Consider the following 18,714-nt stretch of genomic DNA (forward strand, 5'->3'; position numbering starts at 1 on the left):
CATGCTGATTGTGAGTCAGCCGCCGCCGCCACCCGCCCCGAGTGGCGGGCCGGGCTTCTACGACGACTTCAACGGCGGGGCACTGTCGACTGAATGGGACGCATCGGGAAACCCGGAAACCCCGTACGTGAGTGGCGGCCAACTGCACATCGAGCCCGACTGCAACGTCCGCCTCGCCGGGGCGCCGATCCCGCTGACCGGCCGAACCCTCACACTGTGCATGTCCGGCGGCGGTGGCGCATACAGCAGCATCGGCTACGGCCTGCTGCTGCAAAACGACTTCGACTACGACGGCTTCCAAGAACTCACCGTCGATGACGACGTCGAGTTCGGTCAGCTCGTCTGGACGGACTGGGACTCGCCGGCCCTGCCGTGGTGGTGGCGGGCCGTCTACGACGACACCAACGCCAGCCCATACGGCGTCGACTTCTACGGCTCCACCGACGGCACCACTTGGACGCTGTTGACCCACAGGGACATGGAACTCCCCGCGCCCCCCGCGTTTGCCTCCCTGGCACATCGCGGCGACGGCGGCACCTTCACCGTCGACTCCATCTCCATCGAGTAGATCGAGGGAACCAGACGGCTGTCGCGTGCGTCTAAGTACACGTGACCCATGACGACGAACTGGACGCCGCCCTCACCGCCTACCGCAACGCCCAATGCCCTAACGGTGTAGTCGACTTCGAAGACATCATCGCTGTGCTCGAGTTCAAGACCGAACTAGACCGGCTCAATGACTAACGCCCCGTCCCTCACAATCGAGGGGCGGGGCGTTTCTCGCTTTCGCCGATAAGGTTAAGTTTAAGGTTAAGTCGAAGTTCGGAAAACGCTCTGACCTGGAGCCGATGACGGGAATCGAACCCGCACTCTCAGCTTGGGAAGCTGATGTTCTACCACTAAACTACATCGGCATTTCGCAGGTCAGGGACCTGTGTGGACACAGCCTAGCAAACCGATCGCGGGCCGCCCTCAGGTCTCGAGCGCGGCGACGCACGCCCGCAGGTTCTCGACCAATTCCGTCCGTCGTTGGGGGCCGAGTTCACCGGCCATCGCGTCCTCGAGCTCGAGGATGAGCCCGGAGGCCCGGTCCAGAATCGCCTCGCCGGCGATCGTCAGCCTCGCCGGCAGGGCTCGCCCGCCGTCCGCCTTCTCCGCCCGCTCGACCAGCCCGCGGTCCTGCAGACCGCGCAGCAGCGTGTTCATCGACTGACGGGTCACGAAGACCGCCCGGGCCAGGTCGGCGTTCGACGACCCGGGTGCCCGGCGCAGCGCCTCGAGGCACGAGTACTGCGGCGTCGTCAGTCCCAGCGGTCGCAACTGCGCGTCCATGCGCACCCGCAATGCGGACTGCGCCTGCTTGAGGGTGTAGCCGATCGAACCGCCGTAGGGGAATCCCGGTTGCGCCATGTCAATATTCTGACATACGGTAGCTATGTCAGGACATTGACATATATCGAGGAGTGATCATCATGACCGTCACCGGACCGGACTTCATCGCCTTGCAGGTGCGCGACCTGGACGCCGCGGCCGCGTTCTACGAGACCTCGCTCGGCCTCAACCGGGCCCCTGTCGCTCCGCCCGGCGCCGTCGTGTTCGCCACCGGGACCATCCCGTTCGCGGTTCGCGAGCCCCTCCCCGGCGTCGACCTCGCCCAGGCCAGTCCGCGCCCGGGCTTCGGCGTCGCCCTCTGGCTCAAGTGCGAGTCGGCCCCCGAACTACACGTACGGCTGCGGGCGGCGGGAACCCCGATCGTCGCCGATCCCGCCCCCGGTCCGTTCGGCGTCGCATTCACCTTCCTCGACCCCGACGGCTACGCGATCACCGTGCACGACGGCTAGCGCTGAGGCCTGGCACAGTGGGGTCATGGCACCCACCAAGCTGCACAAGCCCGTCACCCTGACCCTGTCCGGCGCCGCCGGCCAGATCGGCTACTCGCTGCTGTTCCGCGTCGCGGCGGGGGAGATGTTCGGCCCCGACACCCCGGTGCGCCTGCGGATGCTCGAGGCCCCGCAGGCGGTCCGTGCGGCGGCCGGGGTGGCGATGGAGTTGCAGGACGCCGCGTCGCCGCTGGTGGCCGGCATCGAGGTCACCGCCGATCCGCAGGTCGCCTTCGAGGGCGCCAACCACGCGATCCTCGTCGGGGCCCGACCGCGAACCGCCGGCATGGAGCGCTCGGACCTGCTGGAGAGCAACGGCGCGATCTTCGGCCCGCAGGGAAGGGCGATCAACGACGGTGCGGCCGACGACGTGCGGATCCTGGTGATCGGCAACCCGGCCAACACCAACGCGATGATCGCCGCCGCGCACGCCCCGGACGTGCCGCGCGACCGGTTCACCGCGCTCACCCGCCTCGATCACAATCGAGCCGTCGCCCAACTCGCGGCGCGCACCAGCGTCAACGTCCGCGAGATCAAGCGCGTCACCATCTGGGGCAACCACTCGCGCACCCAGTACCCCGATATCCGGCACGCGACGGTCGCGGGTCGGCCGGCGTTGGAGATGGTCGGCAACGAGTGGGCCGAGGGCGTCTTCATCGAGACGGTCGCCCAGCGCGGCGGCGCGATCATCGAGGCGCGCGGCGGGTCGTCGGTGGCCTCCACCGCGACGGCCATCATCGACCACGTCCACGACCGTCGCTCCGGTCTGGCCGACCCGGAGAATTGGACGTCGGCCGCACTGGTGTCCGACGGCTCCTACGGCGTCCCGGAGGGACTGGTCAGCTCGTTCCCGGTGCGGCCGGTCGACGGCAACTGGCAGGTCGTCACCGGTCTTGAGCTCGACGACTTCTCCCGCGCCAAGATCGACGCGTCGATCGCCGAGCTGCAGGAGGAGCGCGCAGCCGTCGAGGACCTGGGCCTGATTTAGACCTGCCAGCCCTCCGACTCGCGCCAGCGCGTCCACAGGGCGGCGAAGACCCCGCCGCGGTCGAGTAGATCGTCGACCTTTCCGGAGTCGACGATCTTCCCGTCGTCGAGCACGAGCACCTGGTCGGCCAGCGATACCAGCGCCGGGCGATGGGTCACGATGACCGTCGTCCGCTCACCGCGCGTCTCCTGGAGGGCGTCCACGACTGCCCGCTCGGTGATCGCGTCGAGCGCCGAGGTCGCCTCGTCGACGAGCAACAGGCCCGACGGCTTGGCGAGGGCGCGGGCCAGGCCCACGCGCTGGCGCTCGCCGCCGGACAGGGCGTTGCCGCCCTCGCCCACGCGCGAATCCCATCCGGCGGGCAGCGCGTCGAGAACGTCGGTCAGCTGCGCCCGATCGGCGAGTGTCGCGAGTGCAGCCGTGTCGTCGGTGCCGATGTTCTCCTTGAGCGTGCCCGGTCGCAGCTGGGTGCTCTGGAAGACCACCGAGGAACCGGCCAGCCGGTCGGCCGCCGGCGCCGGGCCGTCGCCGACGAGGACGCGGCCGTCGGTCGGCTCGCGCAACCCGGCGACCACGTCGAGCAGCGTCGACTTGCCCGAGCCGGACGGGCCGACGACGACGGTGATGCCGCCGGCGGGAATCGTCGTGTCGACGCCGGTGAGCGCACGCGTCCCGTCCGGGTAGGTGTAGCCGACATCGCTGAGCGTGAGCTCGGGTGCCCCGGTCACCGGATTGGCGGCGGGAGCGGCGGCGGCGTGCTCCTCGTCGACCAGCTCGGCCACCTCGCGGAACACCCGCGACCCGTTGGCGACCGCAGGGCCCAACAGGGACAGGGAACCGACGACCTCGACGATCCGCAGCAGCACCACGATCATCGCCGCCGCCGTGACGCCGGAGATCTCGTGGGACAGGTAGAGCGACGCGGTGGTCACGCCGAAGGCGAGCAGCGTGAGCTGCAGGACGACGCTGAACAGCAGCTCCCCGGGAATCGTCCAGGCGAGCAGCTTCAGCCCGCGGCTGCGGGACTCGCTCAGCACTGCGTTCACGGTCTTGGTGCCGGCGCCGGAACCGCGCAGCGTCGGCTGTGCCCAGGCGAACTCCAGGACGCGGTCGTCGAGCTGCCGGTTGGCGTCCGAATAGGCCGCCTCCGACCGCGCGACGATGCGCTGCGACGCCAGCAGCGCCAGGAACATCACAATCCCGCCGACCAGGGCGACGAGGGCAAGCTTCCACGAGACGAACAGCAGCATCAGTGCGAGCAGAGGCGTGAGCAGCACGACGTGAATCAGGGGCGAGCCGAGGAGTACCACCGACGAGATTGACTCCGGCGCCGACACCGACACCAGGTCGCGGAGCTTGGATGCGCGCTCGGAGCGCAGTTCGCCGGGGTCGAGGCGGCGGATGCCCCCCAGCCCGGCCTCGGTGATGGTGTCGATGATGCGGAACCCGAGTTTGAGACCGGCGTACATCGCGATCCGGTCGGTGGTCAACGCCAGCAGGAGGAGCACGAGGAGAAGTCCCGCCCAGGGCCAGGCCTGCGACGGCTGGTCGCCGAAGAGCGCCCGCAGCAGCGGCACGAGGGCGATGACCGACGCCGCCTGAAGCGCGGTGGACACGACGGTCGCTCCGATGAATCGGATGCGCTCACCGCGTGCCCGCGGGCCGGTGACGGTCACAAGGTCGTGGTAGATCATGCGAGTGCCTCCATCGCCTGGTTCTGCATGCGGGCGTACAGGCCGCCCTTGGCCATCAATTCCTCGCGGGTGCCCTGCTCGACGATCCGCCCCTCATCGAGCACGACGATCTGGTCGGCGTGAGCGACGGTGTGCAGGCGATGGGCGATCACCAGGACGGTGCGGCCCGCCAGGAGCCTGGTCAGGCCCTGCCGGACCTCCCATTCGGAGTCGGGGTCGGCGGCCGCGGTCGCCTCGTCGAGGATCACCAGTCGCGGATTGCCGAGAAGCGCGCGGGCGATGGCGATGCGCTGGCGCTGGCCGCCGGACAGGCTGTCGCGGTCGACGACGGTGTCGTACCCGTCGGGCAGCGCCTCGATCTCGGTGGCGATGTACGCGGTGCGCGCGGCGGCGGCGATCTCCTCGCGGGTCGCCTCCGGGTGGCCCAGCGCGATGTTCTCGGCGACGGTGCCGTGGACCAGCTGGACGTCCTGCAGGACGACCGCGATGTGGCGGCGCAGATCGTCCTCGTCGATGGTGCGCAGGTCGGTGCCGTCGAGTGTCACCGATCCCTTGTCCGGGTCCCACAGGCGGGCGGCGAGTGCGGCGACGGTCGACTTGCCGGCGCCGGACGGGCCCACGATCGCGGTCGTGCCGCCGGGCGGCAGGGTGAGGCGGAAGTCGCTCAGCACGTAGTGGCCGGGCACGTACCCGAAGGACACGTCGTCGAACGCGAGCGTCGCCGGCGACGTGCCGGCCGGCGCCGCCGCGGTTCCGGCGGCCAGTTCCGACGTGCTGAGCAGCAACTCGAGGTTGGACTTGGCGTTCATGCCGTCGCGCAGTCCGCCGACGGCGAACCCGGCGCCGACGAGGCGGTCGCCCAGGGAGGTGCCCAGGATCAGGAACGGCAGGATGGCCACGGCCGGCATCCAACCGACGGTGATCAGCAGCGTGCCGGCGACGGCGATCAGGACGGTCGACGTCATCGGCCGGTTGAGCTGGATCATCGTGGCCTTGGCGCCGATCGTCTCCAGCTGCCAGTCCTTCATGAAGGCACGCAGCTTGGACATCTCGCCGGGCAGGTCGACGGTGGCCCCGTCCCCGAAGACGCGGCTCACGCTCTGGCCGGCGATGTACCGGTCGGCGTCACCGGGCAGGGTGGCGTTCCATCGCAGCATGCGGGTCATCCGGGCGCGGTCCATGGCCGCGATCCGGATGGTGATGACCAGGTAGGTGATCACCGGCACCAGCAGGACCAGGGCCAGCGTCCAGTTCACCGTGAACAGGTAGACCAGGATGGCCAGCGGCGTGACGATGGCCGTCGCGAGATCGGCCACCGCGTGGGTGATCAGGTAGTGCAGCGCCCCGACGTCGTCCTGGGCGAGCTTGCGCACCTCGGACTGTCGACGGCCCTGGAACCAGCCGAGCGGCAGCCGGGTGAACTTCTCCATCACGCGCCTGCGCAGGGCGGTCGCGTAGTACTGGTCGTACACGTGCAGCCCGAACATGAGCGCCGACGTCAGCAACGCCCCGATCACCAGCACGGCGACGCCGGTGATTCCCACGCGAACCAGGTCGTCGCGGCCGGCGCCCTCGACGAAGCGCTTGGCCAATTCGGCGAACAGCACCAGGGGCACGACGGACAGGGCCGCGAGCGCCACCGCGATGACCGCGCTGAGGATGAACGCGGGCTTGGCGGGGCTGAGCACCGAGAACCGGCGGTTGCGCTCGCGCTGGGCCTTGAGCATCTCCTTCTGGCTCTCGAAGGCCGCCGGTGCCGCGACGGCGGCCTCGGCAGTGCCCTCGGCCGCGGTCGCAGGGGCGACCTCGACGATGTCGGCGGTCTCGGCCTCCTTGCCCATCGCGCGGCCGCGGATCCAGTACGCCTGCGCGTGCATGGTGCCCTTGTTGTGCCCGTCCTCGAGCGTCAACCGTGACCGGACCAGGCGGGTGGCGGTCGACTCGGCCGCCACGTACGACTTCCAGCCCTGGAAGCTCTCGGCCCCGAGCGCGTCGACCAGCGCACGACCGTCGTCGGTGCCCGGCACCCAGGTCACCTCGAGTTGTGGATGGTCGGGGAGCGGGAGGTCCTTGTCATCGTCGTGGGTGTACTCGACGTACATCCGGATCGGCACCGTCTGGTCCGCCCGCGCGATGACCGAGGTGAAGGCCGGCCAGGTCGCGGTGTCGCCGACGAGCAGGTAGCCGGCGGGCTGCGGGTCGTCGAGCTCCCACCCGTCGCCGCCGAGGCGGTTGACGACCAGCTCGTCGCCGACCTCGGCGTGCATCGCCCAGTACGACGCGGGGCCGGCCGGTTCGTGCGTCACGAAGGCCATCGCGAAGTCGCCGGTGGCCGGATCGGGATCCATCAGGGTGTAACCGCGCTGGTGGAGCTTGGTGCCGCCCTGCGGATCCGGGAACCACGCGCGCACCCACGCGGTCGGCTTCTCGCCGTCGGGGTAGATCAGCCCGTCACTGCTGAAGTACACCTTCACCACCGCCGACGTGATCTGCTCGACGCCCGTCACCGTGACGATGTGGTCCTTCGCCCCGAACGCGCGCAGAAGTGCGCCCTGAAAGCCCTTGCCCATTCCCAAACCTCCATAGCAAAGCTGAGCCTTAGCTTACTCACGTCCGGGTGGTTGCGTAAGGGCGCCACCGCCCGGCCCACGACGATCGGAGTACGACATGAAGAAGCTTCTCCTGGCGGCCGCCTCGGCCGCCCTGCTGACCGGCGCACCGGCGGCGCCCGCGAGTGCGGACATCGGCATCCGCGAGACCCGCACCGCCGACCTGTTCGTCCGCGCCGAGCGCCCGACGGGCACCCAGATGGGCCGTGAGGCCCTCGCCTTCTGGAACCCGAGCGTGCCCAAGGGGGAGAAGCTCAAGGTCGTGCGCGGCGGGGCCAAGGAGAGCGCGAACCTCGACCGGATGTTCTCCGCGGGCAAGACCTACGACCTCCTCTCGGTCACCGGCCGGGCGGCGGGCGCACCCCAGATCGCCGGGAGTGCGATGTCGGTGCGATTCCTGGCAAAGATGGCCGGTATCCCGTCACTGGACACGACATATTTCTTCGCCCGCGAGGACGGCCTGTGGAAGCTCGACGTGAAGCGCTACGTCAACGCCAACCCGGAGCTCAAGAAGATGGCGTGGCGCTGGTCGTACTGACCAGCCGACAGAAAGATAGGTTTGACTAACCTAATTTCTGCTGCCTACAGTTCAGGTGACCTGAACCGCTCGCCAAGGAGCCGCTGATGCTGAAGACCGTCAAGATTGCCGCCGGCGCCCTGCTCGCCGGATCGTTGGCCCTCGGCCTGGCCGCACCCGCCGCTGCCGATGTCTCCGTTCGCGACGGCAAGACCGCCGACCTGTATGTGCGTGCCGCCAAGCCGGGCAACGCCCAACTGGAGCGCCAGTTCGCCGCCTTCTGGAACCCGCGCATCCCGATGAACCCGAAGGTCGCCGTCACGTATGGCGGCGAGAAGGCTCGTCCGGCGCTGACCCAGGTCATGGGTATGTCGAAGACCTACGACTACTTCTCGATCCAGGGCCGCGCCACCGGTCCGATCTCCATCAACGGCAACCGGATGGCGGTCACGGTGAACGGAGTGATGGCCGGATTCCCGGCCCAGACCATGCGCTACTACTACCTCCGCGACGCCGGACTCTGGAAGTTCGACTGGAAGCGCATCTGCTCGGAGTTCAAGTGCCAGGGCAACCCCAACTTCGGTTACTGATCAGGAGACGACCATGTCCAAGACGATGAAGACCATCACCGGCGCCCTGTTCGCCGCGCTGCTCGCCACCGGGGTGGCCGCCCCTGCTGCGGAGGCCGACGTCACCATCCGCGGAGCGAAGACCGCCGACCTCTACATGCGGGCGGACAAGCCGTCCAAGCTCGAGGTCAAGAAGTCCTACGCCGCGTTCATGAACCCGAGCCTGCCGATCGGGCCGAAGCTCGAGGTCTCGGTCAACGGCGCCCAGAACCGCGGTGAACTGCAGCGGATGCTCAACCAGTCGCGCCAGTACGACTTCTTCTCGATGCAGGGCGACGTGGTCGCGGTGAACGTCACCGGCAACACCATGACCGCCCGCTTCCACGGCACGATGGCCGGATTCCCGGCGCAGAGCTTCACCTACTTCTACGTCCGCGAGGGCAAGCTCTGGAAGTACAACTGGAAGCAGAACGCCAAGACCAACGGCATGCCGGCGAAGTTCGTTTGATCGAGGTCAACGGAGTCACCAAGTCCTACGGGGACAAACTGGCGGTCGACGACGTTTCGCTGCGGGCCGAACCCGGTGGCGTGACCTATCTGCTCGGCCCCAACGGGGCGGGCAAGACGACGATCATGCGGATGATCGCGGGCCTGGTGAAACCCGACGCGGGCACGATCACCGTCGACGGCCGCGGGCTGCGCGACCTCGCTGAAGTGAAGCGGGAGATCGGGTTCTCGCTCAGTGCGCACGCGCGCAACCCCAATCACACCGCGATGACCCACCTGCGCTGGCAGGCTCGTCTCGCCGGCCTCGGCGACGACGAGGCACGACGGGTGCTCCACGAGGTGGGGCTCGAGCAAGTGGCCCGCCGGCCGGTCGGGGGATTCTCGCTCGGCATGCTGCAGCGCCTGGGGATCGCGTCGGCGCTGCTGGGCGACCCGAAGGTCCTCGTGCTCGACGAGCCGGCCAATGGCCTCGACGTCGAGGGTGTGCTGTGGCTGCGCGAGTTGTTCGGACGGCTCGCCGCTGCGGGCAAGACCCTGCTCGTCGCCTCGCACAGCCTCGGCGAGGTGGAGATCACCGCGTCGTGGATCGTCATCATGGGGCAGGGGCGGGTGTTGTCGAGTACCAGCCGCGACGACGTCGTCGCCGTCGGTAGCGGGCCGCGCAGGCTCGAATCGGCGTATCTCGCAATCACCCGCGACAGCGTCGAATACGTGGCCGGGGAGGACGCGTGAGGTCGTTGATGCGCTCGATCCGGTCGGAGCTGGCGAAGATCTCCTGGCGCAGCCCCGTCGTGTACGCCTTGGTGCCGCTGGCCATCCTCATCCCGATCGCCATCAACGCCGCCATTGCGGCGGCCGCCCAGATGAACAAGTTCAACGGTGCCGGCGGCATGGACACCGACAACGCCGCCTACTGGGTGATCGTCTTCTCCACGTTCATCGTGATGGCCGGTGCGGTGACCTCCTACTGCGCCGAACTCAAGGACCAAACCGCCGACATCGTCTTCGGCATCTCGCCGGCCCGGTGGCGCCTGCCCGTCGCCAAGCTGGCCGTTTACGGCGCGATCGCCATGGCGACGGTCTTCGTGGCCACACTGGCCAACCTCGCCGTCCTGCCGAAGGTCTTCCCCCAGATCTGGGACCGGGTGGATCCTCTCGACGCCGACGGGATCCATCTGCTCATCGGCACCCCGGTGTTGGCGTTCCTGATCGTGGCGCTCGGTCTTGGGGTGGCGATGCTCGTGCCGCGGCCCGGTGTGGCGATCATGATCGTGGTGCTGTGGAAGTGGGGCGTGGAAGTCTTCATCGGCTTCATCCCGGGTGGGTTCGGCACCTTCCTGCAACGCATCGCACTGTTCAAGAACGGGGAGCAGGGTGCCGGTCAGGCGCCGACGTTCGCGAGCCTCTTCGGCGGCCCCGCCGGATCGATGGCCTACTTCGCGGCGGTCGCCGTCGTCGTCTTCGGCGTCGGGCTCGCGCGACTGACGTTCCGCGACGTGTCCGGCGACTGACCTTCCGACTCGGGATTGCCGTCCCCCACCCATCCGATAGCCTGGTGAACCGTGCTGCTCTCCGATCGCGATATCCGCGCCGAGCTCGATTCCGGCCGCCTCCAGATCGATCCGTTCGCGCCCGAACTGGTCCAGCCGTCGAGCGTCGACGTGCGCCTGGACGGCCTGTTCCGCGTCTTCAACAACACCCGCTACACGCACATCGACCCGGCGCAGCGGCAGGACGAGCTGACCACGCTCGTCGAGCCCGCCGAGGGGGAGCCGTTCGTGCTGCACCCGGGTGAGTTCGTCCTCGGCTCGACGCTGGAGGTGTGCTCCCTGCCCGACGACCTGGCCGGGCGCCTGGAGGGCAAGTCGTCGCTCGGCCGGCTCGGGTTGCTGACGCACTCGACGGCCGGCTTCATCGACCCGGGGTTCTCCGGTCACATCACGCTGGAGCTGTCCAACGTCGCGAACCTGCCGATCACGCTGTGGCCGGGGATGAAGATCGGGCAGCTGTGCCTGATCAAACTCTCCAGTCCGGCCGAGCATCCCTACGGCAGTTCCGAGGTCGGCTCCAAGTACCAGGGACAGCGCGGCCCCACGCCGTCGAAGGCGTACCTGAACTTCCAGAAGTGACGTGGGAGCCGACGATGCCGTGACCGCGGGGAGCATCGCCGCGCGGATGGACCGGCTGCCCATCACCGCGACGCACCGCCGGGTCACCGCGATCATCGGGCTCGGCCTGTTCTTCGACCTGTACGAGGTCTTCCTCGCGGGAACGCTCGGCGTGGTGCTGAAGAAGAAATTCGACCTCGGCGGCACCGGACTGACGCTCCTGCTGTCGTCGGCGTTCCTGGGCATGTTCCTCGGTGCCGTTCTCATCGGGCGGGTCTCCGATCGCGCCGGGCGCCGTCCGGCTTTCCTGCTGAGCATGTCGGTCTACTCGGTCTTCACCTTCCTCGGCGCGCTGGCGCCGAATGCGGGCGCGCTCGTCGCGAGCCGCTTCCTCGCCGGCGTGGGGATCGGCGCCGAACCGCCCGTCAGCGACACCTACCTGGGCGACATGCTGCCCGCCCGCTATCGCGGTCGGTTCACCGCGTGGGCCTACACGGTCGCCTTCCTCGGTGTCCCGGCCGCCGGCTTCGGCGGCCACTACCTGGTGCCGAGGGCACCGCTGGGCATCGAGGGGTGGAGGTGGATGTTCCTGCTCGGCTCGGCGGGCGCGGTCCTCATGTTCTTCCTGCGCCGCCGGCTCCCCGAGTCGCCCCGCTGGCTGGCGACGGTCGGGCGGGGTGAGGAGGCCGACGCGATCGTGACGGCGATGGAGCAGGAGGCGCTTCGGACCGGACGGCCCCTGCCCGAGCTGCTGCCCGTCGCCGTCGAGGAGTCCACCGATCGCGGCGTGGTGCGCGAACTCTTCGCACCCGCCCTGCGTCGCCGCACCGCGATGATGGTCGTGATGCAGTTCTTCCAGACCTGGGGGTACTACGGATTCGGCACGCTGGTGCCGATCGTGCTGGCCGCCAAGGGCTACGGCATCGTGACGAGCCTGGCGTTCCTCGGCGTCACCTATCTCGGCTACCCGGTCGGATCGCTGCTGTCGCTGCCGCTGATCGACCGGGTCGAGCGCAAACACCTGATCGTCGGCTCGGTGGCACTGATGGCGGCCTTCGGGATCGCCTTCGGCTTCGCCCGCGGGGCGCCGATGATCATCGCCGTCGGGTTCGCCTACACGGCGGTCAGCAACGTCTTCTCCAACGCCTATCACGTCTATCAGGCCGAGGTCTTCCCCACACGGGTGCGCGGCACGGCGTCGAGCTGGGCGTATTCGCTCTCTCGGCTCTCCAGCGCAATGATGCCGTTCCTCCTCCTGCCCGTCCTCGACCATTTCGGCCCGGTCGCGCTCTTCAGCGCGGTCGCGGCGGCGATGGCGATGGTCGCGATCGCCGTCGGGAGTCTCGGACCGCGCACGACGGGCAGGCCGCTCGGCGAGGTGAACCACTGAGACCTGCACGCCGGGGGCGTAGGCGTGTCGATCTCAGCAGGCGCCCGATGTTCACCATCGGTTAGCCCGACGGTGGGAAGGTCGCCACCGCGGCGCCGCCCGCCCCCGGTAGCCATGGGGTCATGAAGATGACTGTCATCGGCTGCGGTTACCTCGGTGCGACCCACGCGGCATGCATGGCCGAACTCGGACACGAGGTGCTCGGGGTCGACGTCGACACCGCCAAGATCGAATCCCTCACCGCCGGCACCGTCCCCTTCTTCGAGCCGGGGCTGGACGACGTGCTGCGCCGCAACATCGCCGCCGGGCGGTTGCGCTTCACCACCGACTTCGCCGAGGCCGCCCGCTTCGGCCGGGTGCACTTCATCGGCGTCGGCACACCCCAGCAGGCGTCCTCGAATGCCGCCGACCTGACCGCCCTGCGCACCGCGGTCCGCGAGCTCGTCGGCCACCTGCGCGGCGAGCACCTCATCGTCGGCAAGTCGACCGTCCCGGTCGGCACCTGCGCCGAACTGACCGCGGAGATCGAGGCCCTCGGCCGGCACGCGCAGATCGAACTCGCCTGGAACCCCGAGTTCCTGCGCGAGGGCTTTGCCGTCGACGACACCCTGCGGCCCGACCGCATCGTCGTCGGCACCGATCCCCGACGCTCGGACTCCGGCGCCGCCGACAAGCTCGCCGACGTTTACCGCACCATCCTCGAGGACGGAACGCCCTACCTGACCATGGACTGGGCCACCGCCGAGCTGGTGAAGGTCTCGGCCAACGCCTTCCTGGCCACCAAGATCTCCTTCATCAACGCGATCAGCGAGATCTGCGAGGTCGCCGGCGGCGACGTCACCGCGCTGGCGGACGCGATCGGCCACGACACCCGCATCGGACGCCGCTTCCTCAACGCCGGCGTCGGCTTCGGCGGCGGCTGCCTGCCCAAGGACATCCGGGCCTTCGCCGCGCGCGCCGAGGAACTCGGCGTCGGTGAGGCGCTGTCGTTCCTGCGGGAGGTCGACGAGGTGAACATGCGCCGCCGGGCGGCGGTCGTCGCGATGGCCGAACGGGCCTGCGACGGATCGGTGCTCGGTCGCAACATCGCGGTACTGGGGGCGGCCTTCAAGCCGGAGAGCGACGACGTGCGCGACTCGCCGGCGCTGGCGGTCGCCGCCCAGCTGGCGCTGCGCGGTGCCCGGGTGACGGTGTTCGACCCGAAGGCGATGGGCAACGCTGCGCGGGTGCACCCCACGCTGCGCTACGCGGATTCGGCGCCGGCGGCGGCGCGCGACGCCGATGTCGTCATCGTCGCCACCGAGTGGGCCGAGTTCGTCCACATGGCCCCCGACGAACTGTCGGACACCGTTTCCCGCAAGTTGATCATCGATGCGCGGCGCTGCCTGGACGGGCCGACGTGGTCCGCGGCGGGCTGGGAATATCGGGCAATCGGCTCGGCCGCCGGCGGCGTTACCCTCCCCTCGGTGAATGTGAGCGGAGTCACAGCGAAGCGGGAATCGTTGATCTGACATGCTATTTTAGGCCGATGCAGACGACGAACAGCCCCGCTGTGCGGCCCTCTGCCACCCCGACGCCGATGGTCGTGCCCACCGCCGATCAGCCTGAGGCGCCGTGGGTCGTCCGGGCCGAAGAACTCGAGGATGCGGCAGCGCCGCAGTCCGGCGAGCATGCGGTCGTCGACGCCGACGCGGACTCCGAGTACCACCCCTTCGAACCGGGGGAGGACTACTTCGAGCTGCACGAGGCCTTCGACTCCTACACCGACATCATCGACGACTCCGACGTCGTCGCCGCCACGCCGGCTGTGGTCCCCACCGCCGCCGCGCGGCAGAACGACATCATGCGGTGGGCGCTTCCGCTCGGCGGTCTGGCCGTCACCCTCGCCGCGGGCGTCGGCCTGTTCGGCTTCCTGAACGGCCATCACGACGCCCAGCACGCGACCCCCGGCCCCAAGCCGGCGGCGACCGCGGAGACGCAGGCCCCGCAAGCCCCCGTGCAGCCACAGCCGCCGGCCCCGGCGCCGGTGCCGACGCTCAAGGAGCCGGTCCGTCAGGTGACGCAGCCGGTTCAGACGCAGGGCACCGGGCAGCAGCGCGGCACGTCGCCGCAGCGGGCCCGGCGCAGCGTCCCGGCACCGCGCAAGCGGTACCTGCCCAACCCGATTCCCGGGCTTCCGGCCATCCCCCTGCCCTGACTCCCACCCCTTCGGCGGGGGGTGAGCCTGTCGGGCCGCCCGCCGGTGCGGCACACTCATCAGCATGGTTGAACTGCTCGTGGTGATGGTCACGATGTTGCTGGCCATTTGCGTGTCGACACTGCTCGGACCGCGTATCGGCCTGGCCGCCCCGCTGCTCCTCGTGGCCATCGGCGTGCTGGCCAGTCTGCTGCCCGCCTTCTCCGGCGTGACCATCGAGCCCGAGTGGATCCTCGAGGGTCTGCTGCCGCCGCTGCTGTACTCGTCGGCGGTCTCGATCCCGTCGATGAACTTCCGCCGCGAACTCACCGCGATCAGTGGTCTGTCGGTGGTCCTGGTCCTGGCCACCTCCCTGATCCTGGGCCTGTTCTTCATGATCGTCATCCCGCAGGTCGGCTTCGCCTGGGGCGTGGCGCTGGGGGCGATCGTCAGCCCCACCGATGCGGTCGCCACCTCGATCGTCAAACAGGCGCCGGTGTCCAAACGGGCGATCGCCATCCTCGACGGCGAAAGCCTGCTCAACGACGCGACCGCCCTGGTCGTGTTGCGCACCGCGATCGTCGCGACGGCGGCCACGTTCTCCTTCTGGGGTGCGGTGGGGACGTTCGCCTACTCGGTGGTCGTGGCCGTCCTGATCGGCATCGTCGTGGGCATCGCGAACCTCGCGGTGCGCAAGCGCCTGACCGATTCGACGGTCAACACCGTCATCTCCTTCACCGTTCCGTTCATCGCCGCGGTGCCCGCCGAGCTGCTCAGCGCCTCCGGTCTGGTGGCCGCCGTCTGCGCCGGGCTCGTCACCGGGTACCGCGCGCCGCGAGAGCTCTCCCCGCAGCACCGCCTCTCCGATTCGCAGAACTGGCGGACCGTCGAGCTGGTCCTCGAGGGGATCGTCTTCCTCACGATGGGCCTGCAGATCAAGGGCGTCGTCACCAAGGTGCAGGAGGAGCACAGCGGGATCGTGCTGGCCGTGCTGATCGCCGTCGCCGCCCTGCTGATCACGCTGCTCGTGCGCGCCGCCTACGTCGCGCCCTGGCTCGGCATCCTGCGGCGCAAGCAACGCCGCTACGAGGCGATGCAGCCGAAGTTCAGCGGGTTCCAGGAGAAGCTCAGCACGCCCGACGGGCGGCAGGAGGCGCTCGAGCGGATCCAGTCGCGTCGGGACGGCAAACCGGGTCGCCGCAAGCGGCGGTCGAGCAGGGCGGACCGCGTCGAGAAGCACGCCGAGCGCGACCTCCAGCACGCCGAGCGCGACCTGGACCGGTTCGCCGTCCGGATCCGCCGCGGCTTGGCCGACATCGACTACTTCCTGCGCGAACCGATGGGCTGGCGCGAGGGGACCATCGTCGTGTGGGCGGGCATGCGCGGCGCGGTGACCGTCGCCGCGGCCCAGACGCTGCCCATCGACACCCCGCACCGCGCCGAGCTGGTCCTCATCGCCTACACGATCGCGGCGCTCTCGCTCCTGCTGCAGGGCGGCACCATCGGGCGCCTGGCGCGGCGCATCTCGCCCCCGATCGACCAGGCCGAGGTCGACGACTACGAGCAGAGTGAGCGCAAGCGCCTGCTGGAGATGATGCGCGACAGCGGGCAGGACATCCCGGAGCCGACGCTGCCCGAGGACGCCTCACACCGAGAGCGGTTCGAGGCGTCGCGCGTCCACCGGCTGGCGGTACTGGACGCCCAGCGCGACGCGCTGCTCGACGCTCGCGAGGACGGGGTCTTCGACGCCGACATCCTGAGCCGCGAGTTGCGCGACCTCGACGCCGCTCAGCTGGCCATCGAGCTGCGCGGCACCTGACCGCTCAGGCAGGGGCCGCCTCGTCGGAATCGCCGAGGTACTCGGCGAGCTGCTCGGACATCGTGCGGTCCAGCTCGCGGTTGAGCATGTTGTGCGCCGACACCATTCCCGCTTTGCGGAGCTCGGTGAGGAGTTCGGCCGCCCAGGCGGACTCCTCCTCGGTCTGCGGGAGCCACCCGTCGTGGTGCTGGTCGACGATGATCGTGCGCCCCGAGGAGATCAGCGTCCGGGCCACGCCGGCCAGCTTCTCGGCGGCCCGTCCGTGGACCTCCAGGATCCCGTCGAGGGGCACGCCCAGCTTCACCAGCCGGCTGTAGGACTGGACGGTCTCGGTGTCCAGGACCCGGTAGCGCCGCTGCTTCGACGGCCCCGGCTCCTCCTCGATCAGCCCGTACTCGGCCAGGCGCGCGAGGTGACGGGGATTCGAGGTGTGGAGCAACTCCTTGAGCTCGGCGGCGGTCACCGTCGCGGTGTGGGTCGACGACCAGGGCGCCGACACGACGTCCTCGAGGCCCAGGACGTCGGCGAGGTCGTCGCCGCGCTGCATCCCGGTGAAGAAGTCGGCGATGTGGCGCGTGGTGAACCCGCGGCGCAGCAGGTTGTTGATCACCCGCAGCCGTTCGAGGTGCACGTCGCTGTAGATCGCGATGCGGCCCCGGCGCACCGGACGCGGCAGCAGGCCGCGGTCCTGGTAACCGCGGACGTTGCGCGTCGTCGTACCGGCCTCGCGGGCCAGGTCGTCGATGCGGTATTCAGCCATTCGACCGATTCTACTGCCGGTAGGAGGAGAGAAAGTTGCCGATCCGCTCGATGGCCTCGGCCAGATCCTGCGCCCACGGCAGCGTGACGATCCGGAAGTGGTTCTGGTCGTCGAGGTTGAAGCCGCTGCCCTGCACGACGAGGATCTTCTCCTGCAGGAGCAGATCCTGGACGAACTGCTCGTCGTCGTGGATCTCGTGGACGTTCGGATCCAGTCCCGGGAAGGCGTACAGCGCACCCATCGGCTTCACGCAGGAGACGCCGGGGATCTCATTGAGCTTCTCCCACGTGACGTTGCGCTGCTCGTAGAGTCGGCCGCCGGGCTCGCAGAGGGCGTCGATCGACTGGTAGCCGCCGAGCGCGACCTGGATCGCGTGCTGGCCGGGGACGTTGGAGCACAACCGCGTCGACGACAGCACGTGCAACCCCTCGATGAAGCCCTGAGCGTGATCCTTCGGCCCGGTCAGCGCCACCCAGCCCGCGCGGTAACCGCAGACCCGGTAGGCCTTCGACAGGCCGTTGAAGGTGAGCGTCAGCAGGTCGGGGGCGAGCGAGGCGATCGACGTGTGCTCGGCGTCGTCGTACAGGATCTTGTCGTAGATCTCGTCGGCCAGCAGCAGCAGCGAATGGCGGCGCGCGACGTCGGCGATCTGCTCGAGGATCTCTCGCGAGTAGACCGCACCCGTCGGGTTGTTCGGGTTGATCACGAGCAGCGCCTTGGTGCGGTCGGTGATCTTGGCTTCCATGTCGGCGACGTCGGGCTGCCAGCCGTTGGACTCGTCGCAGCGGTAATAGACCGGCTTGCCGCCGGACAGGGTGGTCATCGCGGTCCACAGCGGGTAGTCGGGGGCCGGGATCAGCACCTCGTCGCCGTCGTTGAGCAGCGCCTGCATCGTCATGGTGATGAGCTCGGAGACCCCGTTGCCCAGCAGGACGTCGTCCACGTCGAGGTAGGGGAACTCCTCGATCAGCTCGTAGCGGGTGACGACGGCACGTCGGGCGGAGAGGACGCCGGTCGACTCGGAATAACCCTGGGAATAGGGCAGCGCGTGGATCATGTCGCGCATGATCACGTCGGGCGCCTCGAAGCCGAAGAGGGCGGGGTTGCCGATGTTGAGCTTGAGGATCCGGTGACCCTCGGCCTCCAACCGCGCAGCGTTCGCGACGACGGGTCCCCGGATCTCGTAGCAGACGTTCTGCAGCTTGTCGGACTGCTCGAGCGGCTTGAGATTCAGGTTCTGGTGCGAAACGTGCGGTCTACTCACCCGTCAATTGTGACAGCCGCCCGCAACGGGATTTCACCGAACCCGCGCGGGCGGGGCCGTCAGTGCTGACCCGGACGCTTCTTGCCGGCCGCCATACCGAAACCCTTGGCCTTCGCCTCGGTGGCCTCGGTGGTCGCACCGCCCGACGAGGCGGGGGTGGCTTCCGACGCAGGGGCCGCGGGGGAGGAGTCACCGTCCGGCGAGGCGGGGGAGTCACCGTCCGGCGAGGCGGGGGAGTCACCGTCCGGCGTCGGCTCACCGGGCTCGGCGTCGGCCGGCTCCGCGGGAGCCGCGGGAGCGGCAGGCGCCGATGCCTGTCCGGGCTTCTTCAGCCCACGCTTCATCCCGAAGCCCGGCGCCGCGGGTTCGGGCTGTGCGACGGGCGCGGCCGGTTCCGCCGCGGCAGCGGGCGCCTCGGCGGGAGCCGCCTCAG

At 69.3% G+C, this 18,714-nt stretch carries 18 protein-coding genes, 1 tRNA gene and 1 pseudogene; 13 read left to right on the plus strand and 7 right to left on the minus strand.

Translation table 11 applies throughout. The annotated features are described in order from the left end of the window. The first annotated feature begins 1 nt into the window (after position 1). A complete protein-coding gene (locus QM634_RS15955) occupies positions 2-568 on the plus strand; it encodes a hypothetical protein (protein ID WP_415043754.1) in 567 nt (188 codons plus the stop codon). A 272-nt stretch (positions 569-840) separates the two neighbouring features. On the opposite strand, the gene QM634_RS15960 is transcribed toward QM634_RS15955, so the two are convergent. Both QM634_RS15960 and QM634_RS15965 read right to left on the minus strand, forming a co-directional pair. Continuing rightward, positions 841-914, minus strand: a tRNA-Gly gene (locus tag QM634_RS15960). 58 nt (positions 915-972) lie between these two features. After that, positions 973-1,410: a MarR family winged helix-turn-helix transcriptional regulator gene (locus tag QM634_RS15965; RefSeq protein WP_415043755.1), complete on the minus strand. Its 438-nt coding sequence runs from the start codon at positions 1,408-1,410 to the stop codon at positions 973-975. A gap of 62 nt (positions 1,411-1,472) precedes the next feature. On the opposite strand from QM634_RS15965, the gene QM634_RS15970 reads away from it, so the two are divergent. Continuing rightward, the gene (locus QM634_RS15970) at positions 1,473-1,841 is read left to right on the plus strand and encodes a VOC family protein (protein ID WP_415043756.1); all 369 of its coding nucleotides are present in this window, start codon (positions 1,473-1,475) and stop codon (positions 1,839-1,841) included. A gap of 25 nt (positions 1,842-1,866) precedes the next feature. Then, positions 1,867-2,868: a malate dehydrogenase gene (locus QM634_RS15975; protein ID WP_415043757.1), complete on the plus strand. Its 1,002-nt coding sequence runs from the start codon at positions 1,867-1,869 to the stop codon at positions 2,866-2,868. On the opposite strand, the gene QM634_RS15980 is transcribed toward QM634_RS15975, so the two are convergent. Further along, positions 2,865-4,562, minus strand: a complete 1,698-nt coding sequence (locus QM634_RS15980; RefSeq protein ID WP_415043758.1) for an ABC transporter ATP-binding protein — start codon at positions 4,560-4,562, stop codon at positions 2,865-2,867. The genes QM634_RS15975 and QM634_RS15980 overlap by 4 nt on opposite strands. Beyond that, the gene (locus QM634_RS15985; RefSeq protein ID WP_415043759.1) at positions 4,559-7,132 is read right to left on the minus strand and encodes an ABC transporter ATP-binding protein/permease; all 2,574 of its coding nucleotides are present in this window, start codon (positions 7,130-7,132) and stop codon (positions 4,559-4,561) included. The genes QM634_RS15980 and QM634_RS15985 overlap by 4 nt, the downstream gene beginning before the upstream one ends. 97 nt (positions 7,133-7,229) lie before the next feature. Here QM634_RS15985 and QM634_RS15990 point away from each other — a divergent pair, with 97 nt between their 5' ends. The 10 genes from QM634_RS15990 to QM634_RS16035 all read left to right on the plus strand — a co-directional run bounded on the left by QM634_RS15990 (position 7,230) and on the right by QM634_RS16035 (position 16,257). Beyond that, on the plus strand, positions 7,230-7,709 hold the full coding sequence (locus QM634_RS15990; protein WP_415043760.1) for a hypothetical protein: 480 nt from the start codon (positions 7,230-7,232) through the stop codon (positions 7,707-7,709). 86 nt (positions 7,710-7,795) lie between these two features. Beyond that, positions 7,796-8,278, plus strand: coding sequence for a hypothetical protein (locus QM634_RS15995; RefSeq protein ID WP_415043761.1), 483 nt, complete (start codon positions 7,796-7,798; stop codon positions 8,276-8,278). Between the two features lie 13 nt (positions 8,279-8,291). Further along, positions 8,292-8,765: a hypothetical protein gene (locus tag QM634_RS16000; RefSeq protein WP_415043762.1), complete on the plus strand. Its 474-nt coding sequence runs from the start codon at positions 8,292-8,294 to the stop codon at positions 8,763-8,765. Beyond that, positions 8,762-9,496, plus strand: coding sequence for an ABC transporter ATP-binding protein (locus QM634_RS16005; protein WP_415043763.1), 735 nt, complete (start codon positions 8,762-8,764; stop codon positions 9,494-9,496). Before QM634_RS16000 ends, QM634_RS16005 begins: the two co-directional genes overlap by 4 nt. Further along, positions 9,493-10,275 (plus strand): ABC transporter permease, encoded by a 783-nt coding sequence (locus QM634_RS16010; RefSeq protein WP_415043764.1) that lies wholly within the window; start codon positions 9,493-9,495, stop codon positions 10,273-10,275. The genes QM634_RS16005 and QM634_RS16010 overlap by 4 nt, the downstream gene beginning before the upstream one ends. 51 nt (positions 10,276-10,326) lie before the next feature. Beyond that, positions 10,327-10,893 carry a dCTP deaminase gene (gene dcd / locus QM634_RS16015; RefSeq protein ID WP_415043765.1) on the plus strand — a complete coding sequence of 189 codons (567 nt, stop codon included), beginning with the start codon at positions 10,327-10,329 and terminating at the stop codon, positions 10,891-10,893. 1 nt (position 10,894) lies between these two features. After that, positions 10,895-12,262: an MFS transporter gene (locus tag QM634_RS16020; protein WP_415043766.1), complete on the plus strand. Its 1,368-nt coding sequence runs from the start codon at positions 10,895-10,897 to the stop codon at positions 12,260-12,262. A gap of 122 nt (positions 12,263-12,384) precedes the next feature. Next, a complete protein-coding gene (locus QM634_RS16025) occupies positions 12,385-13,773 on the plus strand; it encodes a UDP-glucose dehydrogenase family protein (protein ID WP_415043767.1) in 1,389 nt (462 codons plus the stop codon). A gap of 17 nt (positions 13,774-13,790) precedes the next feature. Continuing rightward, positions 13,791-14,459, plus strand: coding sequence for a hypothetical protein (locus tag QM634_RS16030; protein WP_415043768.1), 669 nt, complete (start codon positions 13,791-13,793; stop codon positions 14,457-14,459). A 64-nt stretch (positions 14,460-14,523) separates the two neighbouring features. Beyond that, positions 14,524-16,257 carry a cation:proton antiporter gene (locus QM634_RS16035; RefSeq protein ID WP_415043769.1) on the plus strand — a complete coding sequence of 578 codons (1,734 nt, stop codon included), beginning with the start codon at positions 14,524-14,526 and terminating at the stop codon, positions 16,255-16,257. 4 nt (positions 16,258-16,261) lie between these two features. On the opposite strand, the gene QM634_RS16040 is transcribed toward QM634_RS16035, so the two are convergent. The 3 genes and pseudogenes from QM634_RS16040 to QM634_RS16050 form a co-directional block, all read right to left on the minus strand. After that, entirely contained in the window at positions 16,262-17,017 is a 756-nt protein-coding gene (locus QM634_RS16040; RefSeq protein WP_415043770.1) for a MerR family transcriptional regulator, read from the minus strand. A 10-nt stretch (positions 17,018-17,027) separates the two neighbouring features. Further along, positions 17,028-18,281 (minus strand): pyridoxal phosphate-dependent aminotransferase, encoded by a 1,254-nt coding sequence (locus QM634_RS16045; RefSeq protein ID WP_415043771.1) that lies wholly within the window; start codon positions 18,279-18,281, stop codon positions 17,028-17,030. 59 nt (positions 18,282-18,340) lie between these two features. After that, positions 18,341-18,714: pseudogene (locus tag QM634_RS16050) on the minus strand (Fe-S oxidoreductase); the annotation flags it as partial.

This window comes from Gordonia sp. (in: high G+C Gram-positive bacteria) (genome assembly GCF_047606305.1).
Taxonomy (GTDB): Bacteria; Actinomycetota; Actinomycetes; order Mycobacteriales; family Mycobacteriaceae; genus Gordonia.